Source organism: Streptococcus mitis (assembly GCF_003942685.1).
Classification (GTDB): Bacteria; Bacillota; Bacilli; order Lactobacillales; family Streptococcaceae; genus Streptococcus; species Streptococcus mitis_CD.
The window spans coordinates 1-24,403 of sequence record NZ_RJNR01000019.1; the positions used below are offsets into that span (position 1 = coordinate 1).

General features: G+C 40.0%; 24 protein-coding genes, 1 tRNA gene, 1 pseudogene and 1 riboswitch. Of the genes and pseudogenes, 21 read left to right on the forward strand and 5 right to left on the reverse strand.

The window, feature by feature from the left end:
- Both adcAII and D8855_RS09430 read left to right on the forward strand, forming a co-directional pair.
- Window positions 1-487: pseudogene (adcAII, locus tag D8855_RS09425) on the forward strand (zinc-binding lipoprotein AdcAII); the annotation flags it as partial.
- 7 nt (window positions 488-494) lie between these two features.
- Window positions 495-4,088 carry a pneumococcal-type histidine triad protein gene (locus D8855_RS09430; protein WP_125417128.1) on the forward strand — a complete coding sequence of 1,198 codons (3,594 nt, stop codon included), beginning with the start codon at window positions 495-497 and terminating at the stop codon, window positions 4,086-4,088.
- Between the two features lie 35 nt (window positions 4,089-4,123).
- Here the strand turns inward: D8855_RS09430 and pepT are convergent, their stop codons facing one another.
- Window positions 4,124-5,347, reverse strand: a complete 1,224-nt coding sequence (gene pepT, locus D8855_RS09435; protein ID WP_020901339.1) for a peptidase T — start codon at window positions 5,345-5,347, stop codon at window positions 4,124-4,126.
- Between the two features lie 153 nt (window positions 5,348-5,500).
- Between pepT and hemH the strand changes: the two genes are divergently transcribed.
- On the forward strand, window positions 5,501-6,595 hold the full coding sequence (gene hemH / locus D8855_RS09440) for a ferrochelatase (RefSeq protein WP_070527626.1): 1,095 nt from the start codon (window positions 5,501-5,503) through the stop codon (window positions 6,593-6,595).
- A 41-nt stretch (window positions 6,596-6,636) separates the two neighbouring features.
- Here the strand turns inward: hemH and mscL are convergent, their stop codons facing one another.
- The gene (gene mscL, locus D8855_RS09445) at window positions 6,637-7,014 is read right to left on the reverse strand and encodes a large conductance mechanosensitive channel protein MscL (protein WP_033687014.1); all 378 of its coding nucleotides are present in this window, start codon (window positions 7,012-7,014) and stop codon (window positions 6,637-6,639) included.
- Between the two features lie 85 nt (window positions 7,015-7,099).
- The gene (locus tag D8855_RS09450; RefSeq protein ID WP_049487145.1) at window positions 7,100-7,531 is read right to left on the reverse strand and encodes a GtrA family protein; all 432 of its coding nucleotides are present in this window, start codon (window positions 7,529-7,531) and stop codon (window positions 7,100-7,102) included.
- 28 nt (window positions 7,532-7,559) lie between these two features.
- Window positions 7,560-7,656: riboswitch (PreQ1 riboswitch) on the forward strand.
- Here D8855_RS09450 and D8855_RS09455 point away from each other — a divergent pair.
- The 5 genes from D8855_RS09455 (at window position 7,654) to dapA (ending at window position 10,989) form a co-directional block, all read left to right on the forward strand.
- The gene (locus D8855_RS09455; protein ID WP_049500058.1) at window positions 7,654-8,163 is read left to right on the forward strand and encodes a QueT transporter family protein; all 510 of its coding nucleotides are present in this window, start codon (window positions 7,654-7,656) and stop codon (window positions 8,161-8,163) included. (Overlaps the previous riboswitch by 3 nt.)
- A gap of 99 nt (window positions 8,164-8,262) precedes the next feature.
- Window positions 8,263-8,335: transfer RNA gene (locus D8855_RS09460), tRNA-Thr, on the forward strand.
- Window positions 8,336-8,440: 105 nt separating this feature from the next.
- Entirely contained in the window at window positions 8,441-8,695 is a 255-nt protein-coding gene (locus tag D8855_RS09465; protein ID WP_020901344.1) for a hypothetical protein, read from the forward strand.
- Between the two features lie 225 nt (window positions 8,696-8,920).
- On the forward strand, window positions 8,921-9,997 hold the full coding sequence (locus D8855_RS09470; RefSeq protein WP_004254313.1) for an aspartate-semialdehyde dehydrogenase: 1,077 nt from the start codon (window positions 8,921-8,923) through the stop codon (window positions 9,995-9,997).
- 56 nt (window positions 9,998-10,053) lie between these two features.
- Entirely contained in the window at window positions 10,054-10,989 is a 936-nt protein-coding gene (gene dapA / locus D8855_RS09475; protein ID WP_024057785.1) for a 4-hydroxy-tetrahydrodipicolinate synthase, read from the forward strand.
- Between the two features lie 44 nt (window positions 10,990-11,033).
- Here the strand turns inward: dapA and mnmE are convergent, their stop codons facing one another.
- Both mnmE and D8855_RS09485 read right to left on the reverse strand, forming a co-directional pair.
- Complete coding sequence (mnmE, locus tag D8855_RS09480; RefSeq protein ID WP_125417129.1) at window positions 11,034-12,407, reverse strand: tRNA uridine-5-carboxymethylaminomethyl(34) synthesis GTPase MnmE; 1,374 nt, start codon at window positions 12,405-12,407, stop codon at window positions 11,034-11,036.
- Window positions 12,408-12,544: 137 nt separating this feature from the next.
- Window positions 12,545-12,727, reverse strand: a complete 183-nt coding sequence (locus tag D8855_RS09485) for a 4-oxalocrotonate tautomerase (RefSeq protein ID WP_125417130.1) — start codon at window positions 12,725-12,727, stop codon at window positions 12,545-12,547.
- Between the two features lie 123 nt (window positions 12,728-12,850).
- On the opposite strand from D8855_RS09485, the gene D8855_RS09490 reads away from it, so the two are divergent.
- From D8855_RS09490 to dcm, 13 genes are all read left to right on the forward strand, one after another.
- The gene (locus D8855_RS09490) at window positions 12,851-13,441 is read left to right on the forward strand and encodes a thymidine kinase (RefSeq protein WP_061864149.1); all 591 of its coding nucleotides are present in this window, start codon (window positions 12,851-12,853) and stop codon (window positions 13,439-13,441) included.
- Window positions 13,438-14,517, forward strand: coding sequence for a peptide chain release factor 1 (prfA, locus tag D8855_RS09495; protein WP_061864148.1), 1,080 nt, complete (start codon window positions 13,438-13,440; stop codon window positions 14,515-14,517). Before D8855_RS09490 ends, prfA begins: the two co-directional genes overlap by 4 nt.
- Window positions 14,517-15,353, forward strand: a complete 837-nt coding sequence (gene prmC, locus D8855_RS09500; RefSeq protein ID WP_061864147.1) for a peptide chain release factor N(5)-glutamine methyltransferase — start codon at window positions 14,517-14,519, stop codon at window positions 15,351-15,353. Before prfA ends, prmC begins: the two co-directional genes overlap by 1 nt.
- Window positions 15,337-15,939, forward strand: coding sequence for an L-threonylcarbamoyladenylate synthase (locus tag D8855_RS09505; protein ID WP_125417131.1), 603 nt, complete (start codon window positions 15,337-15,339; stop codon window positions 15,937-15,939). Before prmC ends, D8855_RS09505 begins: the two co-directional genes overlap by 17 nt.
- Before the next feature lies 1 nt (window position 15,940).
- Entirely contained in the window at window positions 15,941-16,372 is a 432-nt protein-coding gene (locus tag D8855_RS09510) for a GNAT family N-acetyltransferase (protein ID WP_061864145.1), read from the forward strand.
- 49 nt (window positions 16,373-16,421) lie between these two features.
- The gene (gene glyA / locus D8855_RS09515) at window positions 16,422-17,678 is read left to right on the forward strand and encodes a serine hydroxymethyltransferase (protein WP_050242900.1); all 1,257 of its coding nucleotides are present in this window, start codon (window positions 16,422-16,424) and stop codon (window positions 17,676-17,678) included.
- A 7-nt stretch (window positions 17,679-17,685) separates the two neighbouring features.
- On the forward strand, window positions 17,686-18,660 hold the full coding sequence (locus tag D8855_RS09520) for a nucleoid-associated protein (protein WP_004262417.1): 975 nt from the start codon (window positions 17,686-17,688) through the stop codon (window positions 18,658-18,660).
- Entirely contained in the window at window positions 18,660-19,274 is a 615-nt protein-coding gene (gene pmp23, locus D8855_RS09525; protein WP_077805151.1) for a cell wall hydrolase Pmp23, read from the forward strand. Before D8855_RS09520 ends, pmp23 begins: the two co-directional genes overlap by 1 nt.
- Before the next feature lie 73 nt (window positions 19,275-19,347).
- Window positions 19,348-20,322 (forward strand): DUF1002 domain-containing protein, encoded by a 975-nt coding sequence (locus D8855_RS09530; RefSeq protein WP_001227752.1) that lies wholly within the window; start codon window positions 19,348-19,350, stop codon window positions 20,320-20,322.
- Between the two features lie 73 nt (window positions 20,323-20,395).
- Window positions 20,396-21,757, forward strand: coding sequence for a 23S rRNA (uracil(1939)-C(5))-methyltransferase RlmD (gene rlmD, locus D8855_RS09535; protein WP_125417133.1), 1,362 nt, complete (start codon window positions 20,396-20,398; stop codon window positions 21,755-21,757).
- Between the two features lie 208 nt (window positions 21,758-21,965).
- Window positions 21,966-22,139 carry a hypothetical protein gene (locus tag D8855_RS09540; protein ID WP_000159609.1) on the forward strand — a complete coding sequence of 58 codons (174 nt, stop codon included), beginning with the start codon at window positions 21,966-21,968 and terminating at the stop codon, window positions 22,137-22,139.
- The gene (locus D8855_RS09545; protein ID WP_125417134.1) at window positions 22,136-22,915 is read left to right on the forward strand and encodes a replication initiator protein A; all 780 of its coding nucleotides are present in this window, start codon (window positions 22,136-22,138) and stop codon (window positions 22,913-22,915) included. The genes D8855_RS09540 and D8855_RS09545 overlap by 4 nt, the downstream gene beginning before the upstream one ends.
- Before the next feature lie 99 nt (window positions 22,916-23,014).
- The gene (dcm, locus tag D8855_RS09550; protein WP_125417135.1) at window positions 23,015-24,373 is read left to right on the forward strand and encodes a DNA (cytosine-5-)-methyltransferase; all 1,359 of its coding nucleotides are present in this window, start codon (window positions 23,015-23,017) and stop codon (window positions 24,371-24,373) included.
- Window positions 24,374-24,403: the final 30 nt, after the last annotated feature.

Sequence of the window (24,403 nt, forward strand, 5' to 3'; positions counted from 1 at the left end):
AGATCCTGAAAAAGCTGGCGAAGAAGCCCAAATTATAGCTGATAAACTTTCAGAGGTTGATAGTGAACACAAAGAAACTTATCAAAAAAATGCGCAAGCCTTTATCAAAAAAGCTCAAGAATTGACTAAGAAATTCCAGCCTAAATTTGAAAAAGCGACTCAGAAAACCTTTGTAACACAACATACGGCCTTTTCTTATCTAGCGAAGAGATTTGGACTTAATCAACTTGGTATTGCAGGCATCTCTCCTGAACAAGAACCAAGTCCACGACAACTAACAGAAATTCAGGAATTTGTAAAAACCTATAAGGTTAAAACGATTTTTACAGAAAGTAACGCTTCTTCAAAAGTAGCTGAAACTCTTGTCAAATCAACAGGTGTGGGGCTTAAAACTCTGAATCCTTTAGAGGCAGACCCACAAAATGATAAGACTTATCTAGAAAACCTAGAAGACAATATGAGTATTTTAGCAGAAGAATTGAAATGAGGAGATTATGAAAATAAATAAGAAGAAACTTGCTGCTGGTGCAGCTGTCGTCCTTTCTTTAAGTCTTTGTATTTATGCATTGAATCAACATCAGACAGGAGAGAATAAAGATACGAATCGTGTATCTTATGTCGATGGGAAACAAGACACTCAAAAAACAGAGACACAAACACCAGAGCAAGTTAGCAAAAAAGAAGATATCCAGGCTGAACAAATTGTTGTGAAAATCACCGATCAAGGTTATGTGACTTCACACGGTGATCATTTCCATTATTATAATGGGAAAGTTCCTTTTGATGCGATTTTCAGTGAAGAACTTTTGATGAAAGATGCCAATTATCAACTTAAAGACGCTGATATTGTCAACGAAGTCAAAGGTGGTTACATTATCAAGGTAGATGGTAAGTATTATGTTTACCTTAAGGATGTGGCACATGCGGATAACGTTCGTTCGAAGGACGAAATTGAACGCCAAAAACAAGGTCATACTCACGATGCACCAACATCTAATAGTGCAGTGGCGCTTGCTCAATCTCAAGGTCGCTATACTACTGATGATGGCTACATCTTTAATGCATCTGATATTATAGAGGATACTGGTGATGCTTATATCGTCCCTCACGGAGGACATTACCACTACATTCCAAAGAGTTCCTTGTCTGCTAGTGAATTGGCTGCAGCACAAGCCTATCTCTCTGGAACTAGAAAACAAGCGAGTGTGACTGACTATCGTCCAAGTACAAATGGGACTGGTCAAACTACCAAGCCTATTCAACAGGCTGAAATACCAAGTAATAAAGCCGAGAGTCTTCAAAGTCTATTACAGCAGCTCTATGCTCTTCCAAGTACTCAACGATATGCTGAATCGGATGGTTTGACTTTTGATCCTGCTAAGATTTTAAGCAGGACACCGAGTGGTGTAGCGATTCCTCATGGAAATCACTATCATTTCATTCCCTATGCAAAGCTTTCTGCATTAGAAGAAAAGATTGCGAGAATGATTCCTCTAACTAGTGACAGTGTGAAACCAACACCATTGGAGAATCCAAGCAAACCAGCAGAAAAACCTACTCAGCAAAACCATCATCATGAGAAAGACGGTGACCATGGAAGTCAGGCCCCTAAGCATGAAGAACATGGACATGACGCTCATCATGATGAAGACCATGATCATGGTTTTGATGCCAATCGTGTCATCAGTGAGGATGATCAAGGCTTTATCATGACCCATGGTGATCACAATCATTATTTCTTTAAGAAAGATTTGACAGCAGACCAAATTAAGGCCGCTCAAGATCATCTGAAAGGTAAAAAACCATCAGTACCGAGTCCAGCCCATGATGATGAACACGATAACGATAATCATGGCCACAAACATGATGAAGACCATGATCACGGTTTTGATGCTAATCGTGTCATCAGTGAAGATGCGGCAGGCTTTGTCATGAGTCACGGAGACCATAATCATTACTTCTTCAAGAAAGATTTGACAGCTGACCAAATTAAGGCCGCGCAGGATCATTTGAGAGGTAAAACGACAGTAACACCAAGCCCAGCCCATGATGATGAACACGATAACGATAATCATGGCCACAAACATGATAAAGACCATGATCACGGTTTTGATGCTAATCGTGTCATCAGTGAGGATGAACAAGGCTTTGTCATGAGTCATGGTGACCACAATCATTACTTCTTCAAGAAAGATTTGACAGCAGAGCAAATTAAGGCAGCTCAGGATCATTTGAAAACACATCATGATGCGGAGCCTGTAAAACCTCTTGCTAAAACGGTAGAGTCTTTCTCAAGAGATGCTAGCGATGAAGAAAAGATTGCTTATATTTCTAAAACATACGGAGTTCCACTTGAAGCGATTAGAATTTCAAACGGATTCTTTGTCTTTGGAAATCCAGACCAAGCCTACGATCCAACTCATATCCATCCCTATGCTGTTCGTAGGGAACACGTTCGAATTCCGCTCCAAACTGGAAATCCAGAACTTGATTTCCTAAATGAACTTTATACCACTGCTTTGCGAGATGGTGTGTCTCCTTATAGTTTACAGGTAGAAAATGGTAGTTTTGTGATTCCTCATGGTGACCACAATCACTACATCAAGGTGCAAACTAAGGGCTATGAAGTGGCTTTGAAAAATAAAATTCCAGCTCTTCAATCTAACTACCAACCTGGAGCTTTTGATGAAAAGGCAGTTTTGGCAAAAGTAGATCAACTTCTAGCTGATAGCAGAAGCATCTACAAAGACAAGCCTATCGAACAAAGACAGATTGAGTTAGCCTTAGGTCAGTTTACTGAGAACATGAAGAAACTGGCAACTAACTCTACAGCAGGTTATCTTGCGACACTTGATCTCTTTGATAAGCAATATATTCATATTGATGAAAGTGTTAAACCTACTGAAACAAGTGCTTTAGATAAGAAATATCAAGCCTTGATTGATAAAATAAATACACTGGATACAGACTCTTATGGACTTCCTAAGAAAGACCTTCTTGTTCGACTTCAAGAAGCTAAATTGGCAAAAGATGAGGCTGCTTTAGCAGCGGTTGAATCACAACTTCAAGCTCTTCAAGATTTTAATGATCGAACAGGTGTTACAACTGTAGAATACATCAAGTATTTCTACGAACACGTAAATGACGGTCGTTTAAATGATGAACTTCGAAACAAAGTGGCTCAGTTGACTTGGACCTTGTATCAATCTCAATCCTTCCTTAAGGCAGCAGAATTGAACAGATTATTCCCAAGTATCTATCAAGCAAAACAAGAAGTGGAAGAAGCTTTGAAAGCTCAACCAACTACTGCGAAATCAACGAAAACAGTTCTAGATACTGAAAAAGTAGATAACCAAACTGCCAAGACAGCTATTTATGGCTTCTTGAAAGAATTGTACGGAGACTTTATGCCTGAAGAACATGTCAATCATGTTAGCAAGGAAGAGGTAGAAAGCCTCTTGAGCAAGGCACATCAACTCTTGGAACAAATCCAAGAAGAAGGAATCAGACAATCCTTGGCAGAAGAAGTAGAAAATCTCAAAGCTGCTACAAACAAGGTTGATGCAGACTTGGATGAAGTAAACAGCCAGGTAAAAGATGTCTTGACTCGTATCGCTAGCGCCCTTCAACAAGAGAAGGAAAATGCAGAGCAAGATCCTCAGACACTTGTACTTTATCAAAAACTCTACGATATTCTTATGTCGCTTCACGCATACTTAGAAAACAATAAGGGTTCTGATGCCGACTTTGATAAGGTGGATGCATTACTAGATCAACTTTCTGCTAAGAGTAAGGATAAAGCCGCTTTACTTGAATTGACAAAAGCTATCCTAGTCTTGAATCAAGAAATCAAGTCAAAATCAAGTGCGAGTGAAGAAGCAACTCCAGCAACAAATGCTGAGGCAAATGGTGACAAGACAAGTACCGAAACTGAAACATTAGCAACTGCAGAATCAAATAGTGAAACTGCAAGCGACGAAAACAAACCAAGCAACACAACAGATTCTAAACCTGCTGAATCATCTTCAGAAAAGGAAACAACAGAATCTACAACAAGTACTGGAAATCAAGAAAAACCAGCAGAATAAAAAGAAAGGCGAAGTAGCTAAGCTACCTCGTCTTTTTAGTCTTTATAAGCTACGATACCAATGATGGTATCAACTGCACGTTCCATAGTCTGAAGGCTGACGTATTCAAAACGTCCATGCATATTTTCTCCTCCTGCAAAGATATTGGGAGTTGGGATTCCCATAAAGGAGATTTTAGAGCCGTCTGTCCCTCCACGGATTGGTTCGATTATAGGAGTAATCCCCAAATCTTCCATAACTGCTTTGGCAATGGTAATTGGAGTCATATCTTTTTCAATGACTTCTTTCATATTGTAGTACTGGTCTGTCAAGTTTAGGGTGACACGGTCGCTACCAAGTTCTTGATTCATCTTATCAGTGATAGACTGCATTGTTGCTTTACGAGCTTCAAAGGCATCTTTTTCAAAATCACGAATGATGTAGCTTGCACGCGCCTCTTCGACACTACCTGTCACATCCATTAGGTGGTAGAATCCTTGGTAACCTTCTGTTAACTCGGGTCGGTCATTCTCTGGAAGTTGATTATGAAAATCAATTGCTAGCTGAAGGGCGTTGACCATCTGACCTTTGGCAGTACCAGGGTGGACATTGCGTCCTTGAAAATGCAATTCAGCACCCGCTGCTGAAAAGGTCTCGTACTGAAGCTCACCTAGTGGCCCACCATCAACTGTGTAGGCAAAATCAACATCAAAATCTTCTGCATCAAATTTATTAGCACCAACACCGATTTCTTCATCTGGACCAAAACCAACACGAATCTCACAGTGCTTGATTTCAGGATGGGCAGTCAGATATTCAATGGCAGTCATAATCTCAGCAATTCCTGACTTGTCATCAGCTCCTAGCAAGGTTGTTCCATCTGTTGTGATGAGTGTTTGTCCTGGATATTTCTCAAGACTCTTAAAGTCAGCTGGATCGAGTTTGAAACCAGAATTTCCAAGTTTAATCACACCACCATCGTAGTTTTCAATTAGCTGTGGATTGACTCCTTCGGCATTAAAGTCAGCAGTATCCATATGGGAGATGAAGCCAATTTTACGTGTTAAAGACGGATCATTGGCTGGCAAGGTACCAATCGCAAAACCATTTGGAAGGTAGTAGACGTTTTGCAGTCCGACACGTTTCATTTCAGGGATAAGAACATTGGTTGCGAAATCAACCTGACTCTGTGTACTTGGAGTAGTAGTAGAGTGTTCATCAGAGCGCGTGTTGACCTTAACGTAGGTCAAGAAGCGGTCCAAGAGATTGGGGTAAGTCATAAAAAACTCCTTTTGAATTCATTTTTTCCATTGTATCATAGAAAGAAAAGAAAAACAAAAGACAGAAGTTAGAGAAATTCGCTATGTTGGCGTTTACTTATTAATGGATAAATGATAAAATAAACTTGATAAAAATATCACAAGGAAGCGATTATGAAAAAAGCAATTTTAATGATGACTTTCGGTTCACCAGAAGAGATTACCTTTGAAGGTGTGGCTGATTTTTTCACAAATATTCGTCGTGGAGTGAGACCTCAAGACCATGAGATTCAAACTCTCTATGATAATTATGTACGAATTGGAGGCACGCCTCTGCAAAGAATTACGCGTGAAGAGGTTGCCTTGGTAGAAGCTAGGCTAGGAAATGAATATAGTGTCTATTTTGCCAATAAGTTTTCTAGACCCTTTATCCCAGACGTGATTGGTCAGATGGAAGCAGACGGAATCGAGCAATGTATTTGTTTGATTTTGGAGCCTCATTATTCTTTTTACTCTGTCATGGGTTATGAGAAATTTTTAGAAAGCAAGCAAATTCAGTTTTTGGTCATTAAGGACTGGTATCAAGAAGAGGCCTTGCTAAACTATTGGGCAGATGAAATTGCTAAGATTTTAAAAGATGAAGTGAAGCAGGATAGCTTTAAAGTCATCTTTTCAGCCCATAGTGTACCCATTTTTGCCTTGGATTTTGGCGATCCTTATATCGATCAAATTTTTGAAAATAGCAAGCTAGTCGCTGAAAAACTAGGTTTGAGTTCCGAGCAATATACCAACACTTGGCAGAGTGAAAGTGATATTGGTATTCCATGGATTAAGCCAGATGTTTTGGAGTATCTCAGAGAACAGACAGAACATCCAGACCATTATATTTTTGTACCTATTAGTTTCATCAGTGAGCATATTGAGGTCTTGTTTGACAACGATGTGGAATGTTATGACTTGTGTCAAGAATTGGGTGTGAACTACCATCGACCACCAATGCCAAATACGGATTCTCGCTTGATTGATGCCTTGATCAATACAGTCAGAGCCAATGAACATCAAGAGTTTAAGGAATTTCTCCCAGAAGAAGAAACCTTTGATGAGTTAGTTCCTTCAGACGAGACTAAAAATATCTTGGCCGAATCTCAAGATTTACAAATGCCGGAGTTTGTGAAAAAACTGATTGAGAAAAAAGGTCGGGAAAATGTTAAGATGCCTTATCTTATTAAGAAAATGCTTGAGAAAGCAGGTAAGTTACCGAAAGAGTAAAGAAAAAAGGATTTAGCTTTGTGCTAGATCCTTTTAATTGATTATTTTTTCTCAAGAAGGGCTTTGATTTCTTGAAGTACTTCCAACTCAGTTGGACCAGCTGGAGCTTCCTCAGCAGCTTCTTTCTTAGTAAGACTTTGAGCTTTTTCAATACCTTTGATTACAAAGAAGAGAACAGTACCGATAACTAGGAAGTTGATAACAGCGCTCAAGAATTTACCATATGTAACACCATTCCAAGCAAGCTCAGCGATGTTTTGTACTTTCGCAGCTTCCAAGGCTGGATTCAAAATAAGTGGAGTGATGATATCGTTAACAAGTGATGTAACGATTGCACCAAAAGCAGTGGCAATGATCACACCGACAGCAAGGTCAACAACATTACCACGAAGCAAGAATGCTTTAAGATCTTTTAACATTTTCATAATTTCCTTTCAAAAAATTTTTACACTTAATTATATATTAATTAAGAAGTTCTTGCAAGCTATATGTTTAAAATTTTTCTTATTTTTTAAAAATAAATACCTTACTAAAAATGTAATTGAGGATAATTATTAAGAATTGTGCAATAACTGTTTCAATACTATTCACCTTATTAATATTATAATTTACAAATTGCCCGATAATATTAGGAAACTGAGTTACAAAGAGAAAAGCTAAAAACAAGTCTAAAAGAAAAGTAGAAAGACGTGCTATAGTAAATTTTACTAAACGAATTGACCAATTATCTCTAGCTTGCTTAAAGACAAGCCTATCATTTGTAATAAATGCAAATAGGATACCGATACTATTTGCTAGTCCAGTAGCAAGGAGTTCTCTATGAGTTAGTTGATAAATGACTAATCTAGATAGAATGGAGACAAGAGTAGTAGCTATACCAAAAAAAAGATAGGCTAAGAGCTCATTCACGAAGAGACTTTGAATGCGTTTTTTCATGCTTTTAGTATAGCATAAAGCAGGCTATTGTGCTATACTAGTAAGGTTGATTCAAGCAACCCTTGGTGCTTAGCTTCTTTCACCAAGCATATTATACGCGGGAAACCGCCAAAGGAGAAAAGATGAAAAAATTAACCATTCGTGATGTAGCAGATATTGCAATCGTTGCTGCTATCTATGTCGTTTTAACTGTCACACCACCCCTAAATGCCATCAGCTATGGTGCTTATCAGTTTCGTATTTCAGAAATGATGAACTTTATGGCTTTTTACAATCCTAAGTACATCATCGCAGTTACTATCGGTTGTATGATTGCTAATTTCTTTAGCTTCGGACCGCTAGATGTCTTTGTTGGTGGTGGATCAACCTTAGTATTCCTCAGTCTAGGTGTTTGGCTTTTTGCAAAATACAGCAAGGATTATCTTTTTAACGGTTTGATTCGAAAAGATCATTTCTTCTTCTCAATCCTCTTTTCAATTTCTATGTTTACTATCGCTGCCGAGTTGAATATCGTAGCGCAATTACCATTTTTCCTTACTTGGTTTACAACAGGGATTGGTGAATTTGCCTCATTGATTATTGGAGCGATTATTATCGGTAAAATTGGTCGTCGAATCGATTTAAGCAAATAGAAGAAGATAAGCTAGGTAGCTCTTACCTGGCTTTTTCTTATGGAAAATTTCTAGGGAAACTTGACAAGATTTTCTAACTATAGTATACTTTTTAAGTAAGCTGATTTAGCTCAGTTGGCAGAGCGCATCCATGGTAAGGATGAGGTCGCCGGTTCAATCCCGGCAATTAGCATAAAGTAGACAGAAAAGCCCTTGATTTACAGGGGTTTTTGTTATGTCTACCCCAAATTTTTCAAGGATATTTCTTATTCAGCTGTGTAAATGAAACTAACACTCAATGATAATCAAAAAGCAAACTAGGAAGCTAGCCGCAGATTGCTCAAAGCACTGCTTTGAGGTTGTAGATAAGACTGACGAAGTCAGCTCAAAACATGTTTTTGAGGTTGTAGATGAAACTGATGAAGTCAGTAACCATACCTACGGTAAGGCGACGCTGACGAAGTTTGAAGAGATTTTCGAAGAGCATAAAGAGTTTCGTCTGTTGACAAAAGTCATTCTCTTTAGTAGAATAGAAGATGCGATGAGTCGATAGGTAGTCTTCGGACTACTATTGAGCATAAGGAGGTCATAACGCAGGAGCGGACCTTGATGAGTTGTGTGAACCTGCTCATCACATGAAGATGCCTCTTAGTCCCTGGTCTAGCGACTGGGGATTTTTATTTTCTAAAAAATGATGAAAAAGCTTTGCAATTCATGGAAAAAGTAGTATAATACATCTATTATAGAAATTTTTAGAAAATTCCGAAAGAGGTTATTTATGGGATATACAGTTGCTGTAGTCGGCGCGACAGGTGCTGTCGGAGCTCAGATGATAAAAATGTTGGAAGAATCAACACTTCCAATCGATAAAATTCGTTTACTTGCTTCTGCACGTTCAGCAGGCAAGACTTTGAAATTTAAAGATCAAGATATTACGATTGAAGAAACAACTGAAACAGCTTTTGAGGGAGTTGACATTGCTCTCTTTTCAGCAGGTGGTTCTACATCAGCTAAATATGCACCATACGCAGTTAAAGCTGGTGCGGTAGTAGTAGATAATACATCTTACTTCCGTCAAAATCCAGATGTTCCTTTGGTTGTTCCAGAGGTCAATGCTCATGCACTTGATGCCCACAACGGGATTATTGCCTGCCCTAACTGTTCAACAATCCAAATGATGGTGGCTCTTGAGCCAGTTCGCCAAAAATGGGGATTGGACCGTATCATTGTTTCAACTTACCAAGCAGTTTCAGGTGCTGGTATGGGAGCAATTCTTGAGACACAACGTGAACTTCGTGAAGTTTTGAATGATGGTGTAACTCCACGTGATTTGCATGCGGAAATCTTGCCTTCAGGCGGTGACAAGAAACATTATCCTATCGCCTTCAATGCTCTTCCACAAATTGATGTCTTCACTGACAATGATTACACTTACGAAGAGATGAAGATGACTAAGGAAACTAAGAAAATTATGGAAGATGACAGCATTGCAGTATCTGCAACATGTGTGCGTATTCCAGTATTGTCAGCTCACTCTGAGTCTGTTTACATCGAAACAAAAGAAGTGGCTCCAATCGAAGAAGTAAAAGCAGCTATCTCAGCCTTCCCAGGTGCTGTTCTCGAAGATGATGTAGCTCATCAAATTTATCCGCAAGCCATCAATGCAGTGGGTTCACGTGATACCTTTGTTGGTCGTATCCGTAAAGACTTGGATGCTGAAAAAGGAATCCACATGTGGGTTGTTTCGGACAACCTGCTCAAAGGTGCTGCTTGGAACTCAGTTCAGATTGCAGAAACTCTTCACGAACGTGGATTGGTTCGTCCAACGGCCGAATTGAAATTTGAATTAAAATAGTCATATCGTTTAGGAGTTCAGATGAACTCCTTCTTTGAAATAGAGAGGTGTTTCTCATGTCTTATCAGGATTTAAAAGAGTGTAAAATCATCACAGCCTTTATTACTCCCTTCCACGAGGATGGTTCCATCAACTTTGATGCCATTCCAGCCTTGATTGAGCATCTGTTGGCGCATCATACGGATGGAATTCTTCTCGCAGGTACCACTGCTGAGAGTCCGACATTGACTCACGATGAAGAGTTGGAGCTCTTTGCGGCTGTACAAAAAGTTGTCAATGGACGTGTTCCTTTGATTGCGGGTGTGGGTACCAATGATACGCGTGACTCTATTGAGTTTGTCAAAGAAGTTGCGGAATTTGGTGGTTTTGCTGCTGGGCTTGCTATTGTACCTTACTACAACAAACCTTCTCAAGAAGGAATGTATCAGCACTTTAAGGCGATTGCGGATGCTTCTAACCTACCAATTATTATCTATAACATTCCAGGGCGTGTAGTTGTAGAATTAACTCCAGAAACCATGCTTCGCTTGGCTGACCATCCAAATATTATCGGTGTCAAAGAATGTACTAGCTTGGCTAATATGGCTTACTTGATTGAGCACAAGCCTGAAGAATTCTTGATTTATACGGGTGAGGATGGAGATGCTTTCCATGCCATGAACCTTGGTGCGGATGGGGTTATTTCTGTTGCCTCTCATACAAATGGGGATGAGATGCACGAGATGTTCACTGCAATTGCAGAAAGCGATATGAAAAAAGCCGCAGCTATTCAGCGTAAATTCATTCCTAAGGTCAATGCCCTCTTCTCTTATCCAAGTCCTGCTCCTGTCAAGGCCGTTCTTAACTACATGGGATTTGAAGTTGGACCAACTCGTCTACCTCTAGTTCCAGCACCAGAGGAAGATGCCAAACGCATTATCAAGGTTGTCGTAGATGGCGACTACGAAGCGACTAAGGCAACTGTAACAGGTGTCTTAAGACCAGATTACTAATAAAGACAATAAAATCCATGACCGAATGAACGATCATGGATTTCTTATTTTCCTAAACAGAATTGACTAAAGAGTTGGGTAATGAGTTCATCAGGAGCAGCATCTCCAGTGATTTCTCCGAGGATTTCCCAAGTACGAGTCAAATCAACTTGAAGCAAATCAACAGGCATCCCCAGTTCAAGACCTTCATTAACAGCTTGTAGGCTTTCAACAGCCTTCTCAATCAAGGAAATATGACGGGCATTTGACAAGTAGGTAGCATCTTGCTCAACCAAACCAGCATTTTCAAAGAAGAGGTTGTTGATTCTCTCTTCAATCTTATCGATGTTTTGGTTTTTAAGGACTGAAATACGAATAACGTCTTCAGGTAGTTCCGAAGTTTCAATCGCTTCAGGCAGGTCGGTTTTATTAAGCAGAATAATACGGTTGGTATCCTGACTGATTTCTAAGAGTTGGCGATCTTGGGCGGTCAGTGGTTCACTAGCATTTAATACAAGTAGTACCAAGTCAGCTTCCTTGAGGGCTTTTTTCGAACGCTCAACACCGATTTGTTCGACGATATCATCCGTTTCACGAATACCAGCTGTGTCAATCAATTTTAGAGGAACACCGTTGATGTTGACGTATTCTTCAATGACATCACGGGTTGTACCAGCAATATCTGTGACGATAGCCTTGTCCTCACGCAAGAGGTTGTTGAGAAGGCTGGATTTCCCAACATTGGGACGGCCGATGATTGCTGTGGAAATTCCTTCACGAAGGATTTTACCGCGACGGGCTGTCCTAAGGAGATTAGTTAGCAATTGCTCAAACTCCATAGTCTTCTCACGGACAACAGCAGTAGTGGCTTCCTCAACATCGTCGTACTCAGGATAATCAATATTGACCTCGACTTGGGCAAGTGTATTGAGGATTTCTTGACGGGTATTGTTAATCAGGTCAGAAAGGGAGCCGTCTAATTGCTTAACTGCAATGTTCATGGCCTTGTCAGTCTTAGCACGGATGATATCCATCACTGCCTCAGCCTGTGTCAAGTCTACACGACCGTTTAAAAAGGCACGTTTAGTAAATTCACCAGGTTCAGCCAATCGAGCTCCTTCACGGATAGCTAGCTGGAGAATTTCATTGGTCACTGCAATCCCACCGTGGGTGTTAATCTCGATAATATCTTCACGAGTGAAGGTTTTTGGAGATTTCATGGCTCCCACCATGACCTCGTCCATGACTTTACCAGTCAGAGGATCAACAATGTGACCGTAGTTGAGAGTGTGGCTAGTAACCTTGCTCAAGTCTTTTCCTTTAAAAATCTTTTGTGCAATAGCAAAACTTTCTGTTCCGCTCAGACGGACAATACCGATAGCCCCTTCGCCTAGTGGAGTAGAGATAGCAGCGATGGTATCAAATTCACGTGTAATCATAATGTTTCCTTTAATTAATAGCTCTTTTCTTGGAAATTTTTCCAAGTCTCTTTTCAAATTGTAACAAATTTGGACTATTTCTTCAATGGATGCTACTTGGAGATTGAAAAAGCCTAAGCAATTCTGCTTAAGCTAAATTATTTGGTGCGCATTTCACCTTGAGGGAAGTAAGTTCCTTCTGGCATGTCGTTGATGATGACATGGACAGCAGATTGAGGTGCTCCAGTGTTGCGAACGACAGCTTCTGTTACTTCCTTAGCAAGAGTCTTCTTTTGCTCGAGCGTGCGTCCTTCAAATAAATCGATGCGTACAAATGGCATAATAGCTTCCTCCACTAGTTTTTGATTTCTTCTATTTTACCACATTTTGCCGTTTAAAGCTTAAGAAAATTATGATATACTAGAATGTAGCAAAAATTTAGAAATGGACGTGAAGCAAGAAACATGGCACAGTTGTATTATCGTTATGGGACCATGAACTCTGGTAAGACGATTGAGATTCTCAAGGTGGCCTATAACTATGAGGAGCAAGGAAAAGGTGTTGTCATTATGACCTCGGCTCTGGATACGCGTGACGGTGTTGGTTATGTGTCGAGTCGAATTGGCATGAAACGCCCTGCCATTGCGATTGAGGAAACGACGGATATCTTTGGCTATATCCGAGACCTACCAGAAAACCCTTACTGTGTATTGGTTGATGAGGCTCAGTTTCTCAAACGTCACCATGTTTACGACCTAGCTCGTGTTGTGGACGAGCTAGACATACCCGTCATGGCCTTTGGTTTGAAAAATGACTTTCGCAATGAACTGTTCGAAGGTTCCAAGTATCTCTTGCTCTTAGCAGACAAGATTGACGAAATCAAGACCATTTGTCAGTATTGTAAGAAAAAGGCGACTATGGTTTTGCGTACACAGGATGGACTGCCCGTTTATGATGGTGAGCAGATTCAGATTGGTGGCAATGAAACCTATATCTCGGTTTGCCGTAAACATTATTTCGCACCTGAAATCAATAAGGAGAATGAAGAAAAATGAACATCTATGATCAACTACAAGCTGTAGAAGACCGTTATGAAGAATTAGGAGAATTGCTCAGTGACCCTGATGTCGTTTCAGACACCAAACGTTTTATGGAGCTTTCAAAAGAAGAGGCTTCAACTCGTGATACAGTAACAGCCTACCGTGAGTACAAACAAGTCCTGCAAAACATCGTTGATGCTGAAGAGATGATTAAGGAATCAGGTGGAGACGCTGACTTGGAAGAAATGGCCAAGCAAGAACTCAAAGATGCCAAGGCTGAAAAAGAAGAATACGAAGAAAAACTGAAAATCTTGCTCCTTCCTAAAGATCCAAACGATGACAAGAATATCATCCTAGAAATCCGTGGAGCAGCTGGTGGTGATGAAGCAGCACTTTTCGCTGGAGACCTTTTAACTATGTACCAAAAGTATGCGGAAGCTCAAGGATGGCGCTTTGAAGTTATGGAAGCTTCTATGAACGGTGTTGGTGGTTTCAAAGAAGTGGTTGCTATGGTTTCGGGTCAATCTGTATACTCTAAACTCAAGTATGAATCAGGTGCCCACCGTGTGCAACGTGTCCCTGTAACAGAGAGTCAAGGCCGTGTTCATACTTCGACAGCGACAGTGCTTGTTATGCCTGAAGTGGAAGAAGTTGAATACGATCTTGATCCAAAAGATCTTCGTGTTGATATCTATCACGCCTCTGGTGCTGGTGGACAGAACGTCAATAAGGTTGCGACTGCCGTTCGTATTGTTCACTTGCCAACCAATATCAAGGTTGAGATGCAGGAAGAACGTACCCAGCAGAAAAACCGTGAGAAGGCCATGAAAATCATCCGTGCGCGTGTTGCTGACCACTTTGCACAAATTGCTCAGGATGAACAAGACGCTGAGCGTAAGTCGACAATCGGTACTGGTGACCGTTCAGAACGGATTCGTACTTATAACTTCCCACAAAACCGTGTCACAGACCACCGTATCGGCCTAACCCTCCAAAAACTAGATACCATTTTATCTGGTAAATTGGACGAAGTTGTGGATGCCTTGGTTCTTTATGACCAAACACAAAAATTAGAAGAATTAAACAAATAATGAAATTAGCTCAATTATTTTCAGATTTTGAAGAAGAATTGATAAGACAAGGAGAGGAAGCTGAAAGCCTCTCTTTTGTCTATCGTAGCCTGAAAAATCTTTCTTTTACTGACTTTGTTTTTGCTCTTCAGCAGGAAGTGACGGAAGAGGAAGAAGTATTTGTAAAAGGAATTTTCCAACAGTTAGTAGCTCATAAACCGGCACAGTATATCATCGGACAGGCAGATTTCTTTGGTATGCAGTTAACAGTTGATGAGCGGGTTTTGATTCCTCGTCCAGAGACAGAGGAGTTGGTGGAGCTTATCTTGGCTGAAAATCCTGAGATGAATCTATCAATTTTGGATATAGGTACAGGTAGTGGAGCTATTGCTCTCGCCTTAGCAAAAAACAGACCGGCTTGGTCAGTGACAGCAGCGGATATTTCTCAAGAGGCTTTAGAAATAGCTAGCGAAAATGCTAAAAATCAAAAAATTAATATATTTTTTAAAAAATCTGATTGTTTTGCAGAAATTTCTGAAAAATATGATATAATTGTATCCAATCCACCCTATATCTCTCGTGAAGATGAGTCAGAGGTAGGTTTGAATGTTTTGCATTCAGAGCCTCACCTAGCTCTCTTTGCAGATGAGGATGGTTTAGCTATTTACCGTAAAATTGCGGAAGATGCAAAAGACTATCTCAAAGATGGTGGTAAGATTTACCTTGAAATTGGATACAAGCAAGGTCAAAGTGTTCCTGAACTTTTTAGGAAGCATCTTCCTGAAAAGAGAGTACGAACACTAAAAGACCAATTTGGTCAAGATAGGATGGTTGTAGTTGATGATGGACAGGATTAGACAAGAATTGGAAAAGGGTGGGGCTGTTGTTCTGCCTACTGAGACAGTTTATGGTCTTTTTGCTAAAGCTCTAGACGAAAAAGCAGTTGACCATGTTTACCAGCTCAAACGTCGTCCAAGAGACAAGGCTCTTAACCTCAATATCGCCTCTCTAGAGGACATATTGCACTTTTCTAAGAATCAGCCAACCTATCTTCAAAAACTTGTAGAGACTTTTTTACCAGGTCCCTTGACCATTATTCTCGAAGCTAATGACAGAGTTCCCTATTGGGTTAATTCTGGTCTTGCAACTGTTGGATTTCGGATGCCCAGTCACCCTATCACACTTGATTTGATTCGAGAGACAGGTCCCTTGATTGGGCCGTCTGCTAATATCTCAGGTCAGGCAAGTGGAGTGACCTTTAGTCAGATTCTAGAGGATTTTGACCAAGAGGTTCTGGGGCTGGAAGACGATGCTTTTCTAACTGGACAGGATTCAACTATTTTGGACTTGTCTGGAGACAAGGTGAAAATCTTACGCCAAGGGGCCATTAAGCGAGAGGATATTCTTGCTCAGTTGCCAGAGATTTCTTTTGAGGAGGAATGAGATGCTAAGAGATTTACAAGAAACAGATGTGAAAGCTATATGTGACATCAACCAAGAGGCTTTGGGTTATTCTTTTAGTCCAGAGGAAACAGCTAGTCAATTAGCTAGATTATCTCAAGATTCCCATCATTTCCTTCTTGGTTATGAGGATGCAGCCAGCCATGTCTTGCTGGGATATGTCCACGCTGTGGTTTATGAATCCCTTTATTCTAAAGCAGGATTTAATATCTTAGCCTTAGCAGTTTCTCCTCAAGCACAAGGGCAAGGTATCGGTAAATGCTTACTGCAAGGGTTGGAAGACGAAGCAAAAAGACGTGGTTATGGGTTTATCCGCTTAAATTCTGCCGATCATCGTCTGGGTGCTCATGCATTTTATGAAAAAGTTGGTTATACTTGTGATAAAATGCAGAAACGGTTTATTCGCATCCTTTAGTTTATTTTCTTAAACTAAATGACCTGTCACATTATAAAGGAGAAGACCTATGATTTTTGACAAAGATGATTTTAAAGCATATGATGCTGATCTCTGGAATGCTATTGCAAAAGAAGAAGAACGCCAACAAAACAATATCGAGTTGATTGCTTCGGAAAACGTCGTTTCCAAGGCTGTTATGGCAGCTCAAGGGTCTATCTTGACGAATAAATACGCCGAAGGCTACCCAGGACGTCGTTATTATGGTGGAACGGATGTGGTAGACGTTGTAGAAACTCTAGCCATTGAACGCGCTAAAGAAATTTTCGGTGCTAAATTTGCTAATGTCCAACCACACTCAGGAAGCCAAGCTAACTGTGCAGCTTACATGGCCTTGATTGAGCCAGGTGATACGGTTATGGGGATGGATTTGGCTGCTGGTGGACACTTGACCCATGGAGCTCCTGTCAGCTTCTCAGGTCAAACCTACAACTTTGTTTCTTATAGTGTAGATCCTGAAACGGAATTCTTGGACTTTGATGCAATTTTGAAGCAAGCCCAAGAAGTAAAACCTAAACTAATCGTAGCAGGTGCTTCAGCCTATTCTCAAATTATCGACTTTTCAAAATTCCGTGAAATTGCGGATGCTGTTGGGGCGAAGCTCATGGTAGACATGGCCCATATCGCTGGTTTGGTTGCTGCTGGTCTTCATCCAAGTCCAGTTCCATACGCTCATATCACAACAACCACAACCCACAAAACCCTTCGTGGACCACGTGGTGGTTTGATTTTGACCAATGATGAAGACTTAGCTAAGAAAATCAACTCAGCCATTTTCCCTGGTATTCAGGGCGGTCCTTTAGAGCATGTTGTTGCTGCTAAGGCAGTTTCCTTCAAAGAAGTCTTAGATCCGGCCTTCAAGGAATATGCTGCAAATGTTATCAAAAACAGCAAGGCTATGGCAGATGTCTTCTTGCAAGATCCTGATTTCCGTATCATTTCTGGAGGAACTGAAAACCACCTCTTCTTAGTCGATGTGACTAAGGTTGTTGAAAACGGAAAAGTTGCTCAAAACTTGCTGGATGAAGTCAATATTACCCTAAATAAAAACTCAATTCCTTACGAAACCTTGTCACCATTCAAGACAAGTGGAATTCGTATCGGAGCAGCAGCCATTACTGCACGTGGGTTTGGTGAAGAAGAAAGTCGCAAAGTAGCTGAACTCATCATTAAAACACTTAAAAATGCAGAAAATGAGGCTGTCTTAGAAGAAGTGAGAAGTGCAGTAAAAGAATTGACAGATGCCTTCCCATTATACGAGGACTAAAACTTTTATGGACATTTATATTAAGAAAGCTATTATCCATCAGTTCAGCCCGGATGATACCGAGCTGTTTCTAGCGGATAAGTTTCTCAATATCACTCCAAAAATCGAAGAATACCTGCGCAAAAAAATTGAACGTGTGTATTCAGATGAAGCCAAGACTGGGATTTTCGAAGAAGAAAATCCCTTCTTCAATCACATCACAGACGATTTGTTGGAGACATCAGTAACACTGGCTAATCTCTGGAAAGAGGAGTTCGGCATTTCAGAAAATCTCAAGACCAATGACTTGATTTTTGTGCAATTTTCTAAAGAAGGTGTAGAACATTTCGCTTTCTTGCGAATTGCTCTGCGGGAGACCTTGACCCACCTCGGAGGAGAAGTTGATAATCCAATCAAGCTAACTCAGAATAACCTGCCTGGATTTGGAACAGGAGCTGACGAGGCCTTGGTGGTCAATCTTCAGAGTCGCAAGTACCATCTGATTGAAAAACGAATCAAGTACAATGGGACTTTTTTGAACTATTTTTCAGATAATCTTCTTGCTGTCGCTCCTAAGATTTCTCCTAAGAAATCTATCAAAGAACTGGAAAAAACAGCTCAGAGGATTGCTGAATCTTTTAATACAGATGATTTTCAATTTCAATCTAAGGTCAAATCAGCGATTTTCAATAACTTAGAAGAAAGCAATGAATTATCTCCTGAGAAATTGGCTAACGACCTTTTTGACAACAATCTGACGGCTCGTTTGAGCTTTATTGATCAAGTCAAGGAAGCTGTACCAGAGCCTGTTCAATTTGATGAAATTGATGCCAGTCGTCAGCTTAAAAAATTTGAAAACCAAAAACTTTCCTTGTCAAATGGAATTGAGCTCATCGTTCCCAATAACGTCTATCAAGATGCAGAGTCTGTTGAGTTTATCCAAAACGACAATGGAACCTATTCTATCTTAATCAAAAATATCGAGGATATCCAAAGTAAATAATGTTTAAACGAATTCGAAGAGTGCTTGTACTAGCAGTCTTCCTTTTTGCTGGCTATAAAGCTTACCGCGTTCACCAGGATGTCAAGCAAGTCATGACCTATCAACCCATGGTGCGAGAAATCTTGAGTGAAAAAGACACCCCAGCAAACGAAGAGCTTGTGCTCGCTATGATTTATACTGAAACAAAAGGAAAAGAAGGCGATGTTATGCAGTCTAGTGAGTCTGCAAGTGGTTCCACCAACACCATCAATGATAATGCCTCTAGCATTCGCCAAGGCGTTCAAACTCTGACAGACAATCTCTATCTGGCCCAGAAGAAGGGGGTAGATGTCTGGACAGCTGTCCAAGCCTATAATTTTGGACCTGCCTATATCGATTTTATTGCCCAAAATGGCAAGGAAAACACCCTAGCACTGGCTAAACAGTATTCTCGTGAGACTGTTGCCCCCTTGCTTGGTAATACCACTGGAAAGACTTATAGTTACATTCACCCCATTTCCGTTTTTCACGGTGCTGAACTCTATGTAAATGGAGGAAACTATTATTATTCTAGACAGGTGCAACTCAACCTTTACATCATCAAATGTTTCACTCTCTTTTCAACATCTGGCTAGACCAGGTGTTTTTGTTATAAGTTTTCTTTAAGATAGATATATTACTCTAGAAAGGTAAAGGAGGAAAATCCCTATGAGAAAGAAACTCTTTCTGACTAGTGCTGCGGTCTTGTGGGCAGTAACAGCTATGAATAGCGCCCATGCAGCAACAGATGTTCAAAAAGTTATCGATGAAACCTATGTCCAACCTGAATATGTCCTAGGTTCATCATTGTCTGAAGATCAAAAAAATCAAACCCTTAAAAAGCTAGGCTACAATGCCTCAACAGACACCAAAGAACTCAAGACCATGACACCTGATGTCTATTCTAAGATTATGAATGTTGCCAATGACTCTAGCTTACAGTTGTATTCATCAGCCAAGATTCAAAAACTAGGTGACAAGTCGCCACTTGAGGTCAAGATTGAAACACCAGAAAACATCACTAAGGTGACGCAGGATATGTACCGCAATGCGGCCGTAACTTTGGGTGTGGAACACGCAAAAATCACTGTAGCAGCACCTATTCCAGTTACAGGTGAGAGTGCCTTAGCCGGGATTTACTATTCGCTAGAGGCTAATGGAGCCAAGGTACCGCAAGCCAATAAAGATTTGGCTCAAGAAGAGTTGAAGGCTTTGTCAGATATTAATGCTGAAAACAAGGACAAAACTGGCTATGATGCTAATAAATTAAACGTTGCCCTAGCCGATATCAAGTCAGGACTCGCCAAAGCTAAAGAAAGCAAGGGAAATCTGACAGAGGAAGATGTTCGTAAAATTGTTGAAGATACCTTGAAAAATTACAAACTTGATCAGGTTATAACAGGAAACCAGATCAATATCATCATCAATTTTGCTTTGAATCTCTCAAAGAGTGATATCCTCAGCAATACAGACTTCACTAAAACCTTGAATGACCTGAAACAAAGTATTGTTTCACAAGCTGGCGACAGTTTTAAAAATATCAACCTTAACTTTGATGCTGATAAGGCGCTAGAGGACGGTGGTAACTTCTTAAGCTCCCTCTGGCAAGCCATTGTCAACTTCTTCAAGAGTTTTGGTTCTTAAGAAATTTCATGGTATAATAGATGGTAACCGTAACGTTGCCGTCTTTTTTGTCGGCCAATAGAAAGAGAAGAGAATGTTAAAGAAAAATGATATTGTAGAAGTTGAAATTGTTGACTTGACCCATGAAGGGGCAGGAGTTGCCAAGGTAGATGGCTTGGTATTTTTTGTTGAGAATGCATTACCGAGTGAAAAAATTCTCATGCGAGTTCTCAAGGTTAATAAAAAGATTGGTTTTGGGAAAGTGGAAGAATACCTTGTCCAGTCACCACACCGTAATCAAGATCTAGATTTGGCTTACCTGCGTTCAGGAATCGCGGATTTAGGTCATCTTGCCTACCCAGAACAGCTCAAGTTTAAAACCAAGCAAGTTAAGGATAGTCTCTACAAGATTGCTGGAATTGATGATATAGAGGTTGCTGAAACTTTGGGTATGAAAAATCCAGTCAAGTACCGCAATAAGGCGCAGGTTCCTGTTCGTCGAGTGAATGGTGTCTTGGAAACAGGCTTTTTCCGTAAGAATTCCCATGACCTCATGCCTCTAGAAGATTTCTTTATCCAAGATTCCGTGATTGACGAGGTAGTAGTAGCCCTACGCGACTTGCTCCGTCGTTATGACCTGAAACCTTATGATGAAAAGGAACAATCTGGCTTGATTCGTAATCTTGTGGTACGTCGCGGACACTATTCAGGACAAATTATGGTCATTTTAGTAACAACTCGTCCGAAGATTTTTCGTGTGGAACAATTGATTGAACAACTCATCAAGCAGTTTCCAGAGATTGTATCTGTCATGCAGAATATCAACGATCAGAACACCAATGCTATTTTTGGTAAGGAATGGCGCACACTTTATGGACAAGACTTTATCACTGACCAGATGTTGGGAAATGACTACCAAATCGCTGGACCAGCTTTTTACCAAGTCAATACTGAAATGGCTGAAAAACTTTATCAAACAGCTATCGACTTTGCTGAATTAAAAGAAGATGATGTGGTCATTGATGCCTATTCTGGTATTGGGACGATTGGCCTCTCTGTTGCAAAACATGTCAAGAAAGTCTATGGTGTCGAAGTGATTCCAGAAGCGGTTGAGAATAGCAAAAAGAATGCTCAGCTGAACAATATTTCAAACGCCCACTATGTATGTGATACTGCTGAAAATGCCATGAAGAATTGGCTCAAGGAAGGAATTCAACCAAGTCTTATCCTAGTGGACCCACCAAGAAAAGGACTCACCGAGAGCTTTATCAAAGCTAGTACCCAAACAGGAGCTAACCGCATCGCCTATATCTCATGTAATGTCGCAACCATGGCGCGTGATATCAAACTTTATCAAGAATTGGGCTATGAATTGAAGAAAGTACAGCCGGTTGACCTATTTCCTCAGACGCATCACGTAGAGTGTGTAGTGTTGCTACAACGAAAAAAAGGGTGAAAATCCTTGATTTTAAGCTGTTTTACAAGCATTTTGTCTTTGTAGATAAAGGCAATTTTGACGTCAAAAAAGTCCTAAAAAGACACATAGATGTATATGTATTTGTAGATGTCGTTTGCGCATCGGAAAAATGAATACAACAATAAATATTTATCTAAAGAGAGAACAATTGTATATTGTTCTCCTTTTTTTATTTTCAGGAGGGAAAATGACAAAAGAATTACAATCATCACGCTATATTGTCATTTCATTTTTAGTACGTGAAATGAGAATTGACATTGTTGAAGCCATCTCTCTTATGGCTGAATTAGAAAAAAGTGGCTTGGTTCGATTGGAATCAAGTGGAGATTTAATACTCAAAGAACTTGGAGGAGCGCTATGAAACGAATAACCGCAAATCAATACCAAACTTCAGAACGGTATTATAAATTACCTAAAATTCTTTTTGAGGATGAAAAATATATGGATATGAAACTAGAAGTAAAGGTGGCTTATTCTATTTTAAAGGATCGTTTAGAATTATCTCTCAGTCGTGGTTGGATAGATGAGGAAGGCGCGGTCTATTTAGTATTTTCTAATTCTAAACTGATGAGGCTGTTAGGTTGTTCGAAGTCAAAATTACTGTCCATCAAAAAGACTCTTAAAGAATATGACTTAATTGATGAAGTTCAACAGTCTTCAAGTGAGAAAGGGAGACTAGCTAATAAGATTTATTTAGGGGAATTATCTTCTACCCCAGTAGCTAATTCAAACAGGCCTAGTGTTAAAAAAAGACTAGGGCAGGATGAAAATGATACGGCCCCCGTCTCACATTTAGCCCCTAGTGAGACTGAAGTTAGTGAGACTAAATATAGTGAGACTGATTCTTTACTTATTGAGGATGAGGAGGAGAGGAATATTCATCCTATCTTGAGAAGAAAAGTAGAAAAGGTCACAAAATATGATCGAGATTATATTTGGGGATTGGTACAAGATCAATTTAGACGAGAGGGTTTTTCTGAAACAGCCAGTGATATAGCTATGACTGATTTTGAGAGAATCTATCAATATGCTCTTGACAATGTTCGCTTTGTTAGACGAGCAGAAGTTTTGGCTGAATTTGTGTTTAACGGTTTATATTCCGTTTGGAATAACCGTGTTAGAAAAGGAGGTGGTTAAAATGTCGCCAATCGAGTGGGTATTAGTCATTCTTATTTTAATTTCAAGTGGAGTGACACTTTGGACATTGATAGTCGATCAGGAAGGGGGGATAAAGAAATGAGATTTATTGATTTATTTTCAGGTATCGGTGGCTTTCGACTTGGAATGGAAAGTGTCGGACACGAGTGTATTGGATTTTGTGAGATTGATAAGTTTGCTAGAGAATCTTATAAATCCATTTTTCAAACGAAAGGAGAAACAGAATTTCATGACATACGAGATGTTTCAGATGACGAATTTAAAAAGCTTAGAGGGAAAGTCGATGTCATCTGTGGGGGATTCCCTTGTCAAGCATTTTCAATCGCAGGAAGACGATTGGGATTTGAAGATACTAGAGGAACTTTGTTCTTTGAAATTGCTCGGGCGGCCAAACAAATCCAACCACGTTTTCTTTTTCTTGAAAATGTTAAAGGCCTACTCAATCACGATAAGGGACGGACGTTCACCACAATCCTTACCACACTTGATGAGTTGGGGTTTGATGTTGAGTGGCAGGTGCTTAACAGTAAGGATTTTGGCGTTCCCCAAAACAGAGAGAGGGTGTTTATTATCGGACATTCTAGAAAGAAAGGTACCAGACTCTTATTTCCTTTCAGACGAGAAGGTCAAGCAACTAACTCTGAGACTTTAAAAACACTAGGGAATTTGAATCCATCAAGAAGTGGAATGAGCGGTAAAGTGTATTATTCAGAAGGTCTTGCGCCAACTTTAGTTAGTGGAAAAGGAGAAGGATTTAAAGTTGCGGTTCCTTGTATGACACCAGACAGATTAGAAAAGAGACAAAATGGTAGACGTTTCAAGGATAATCAAGAGCCAATGTTTACTTTAAATACTCAGGATCGCCATGGTATTGTCGTTGTTGGAGATTTACCAACTAGCTTTAAGGAAACTGGTCGCGTCTATGGAAGTGAGGGGCTATCTCCAACACTTACTACGATGCAAGGTGGAGATAAAATCCCCAAAATACTGATTCCAGAACCAATCCAATTTCTAAAAGTCCGAGAGGCAACGAAAAAAGGATATGCTCAAGCAGAAATAGGAGATTCAATCAATTTGGAAAGACCAAGTTCTCTGTATCGTCGAGGTAGAGTTGGAAAAGGTATAGCGAATACGTTAACAACTAGTGGACAAATGGGAGTAGTAGTGGCTAGCTATGAAGGAGAAGATAAACAAGTTTATCATGTAGCTGGTGTTTTAATAGATGGACAATTTTACCGTCTGAGAATTCGACGAATCACTCCTAAAGAGTGTTTTCGCTTGCAAGGGTTTCCTGATTGGGCTTTTGAAGCTGCTAGAAAAGTCTCTAGTAATAGTCAGCTCTATAAACAAGCTGGTAATAGTGTAACCGTTCCTGTGATTGCCGCAATCGCAAAGAAATTAAAAGAAATCGAGGAAAAAGATGAAAGCTTTAAATAAAGAGTCAATACTAGATTGTGATGAATTAGA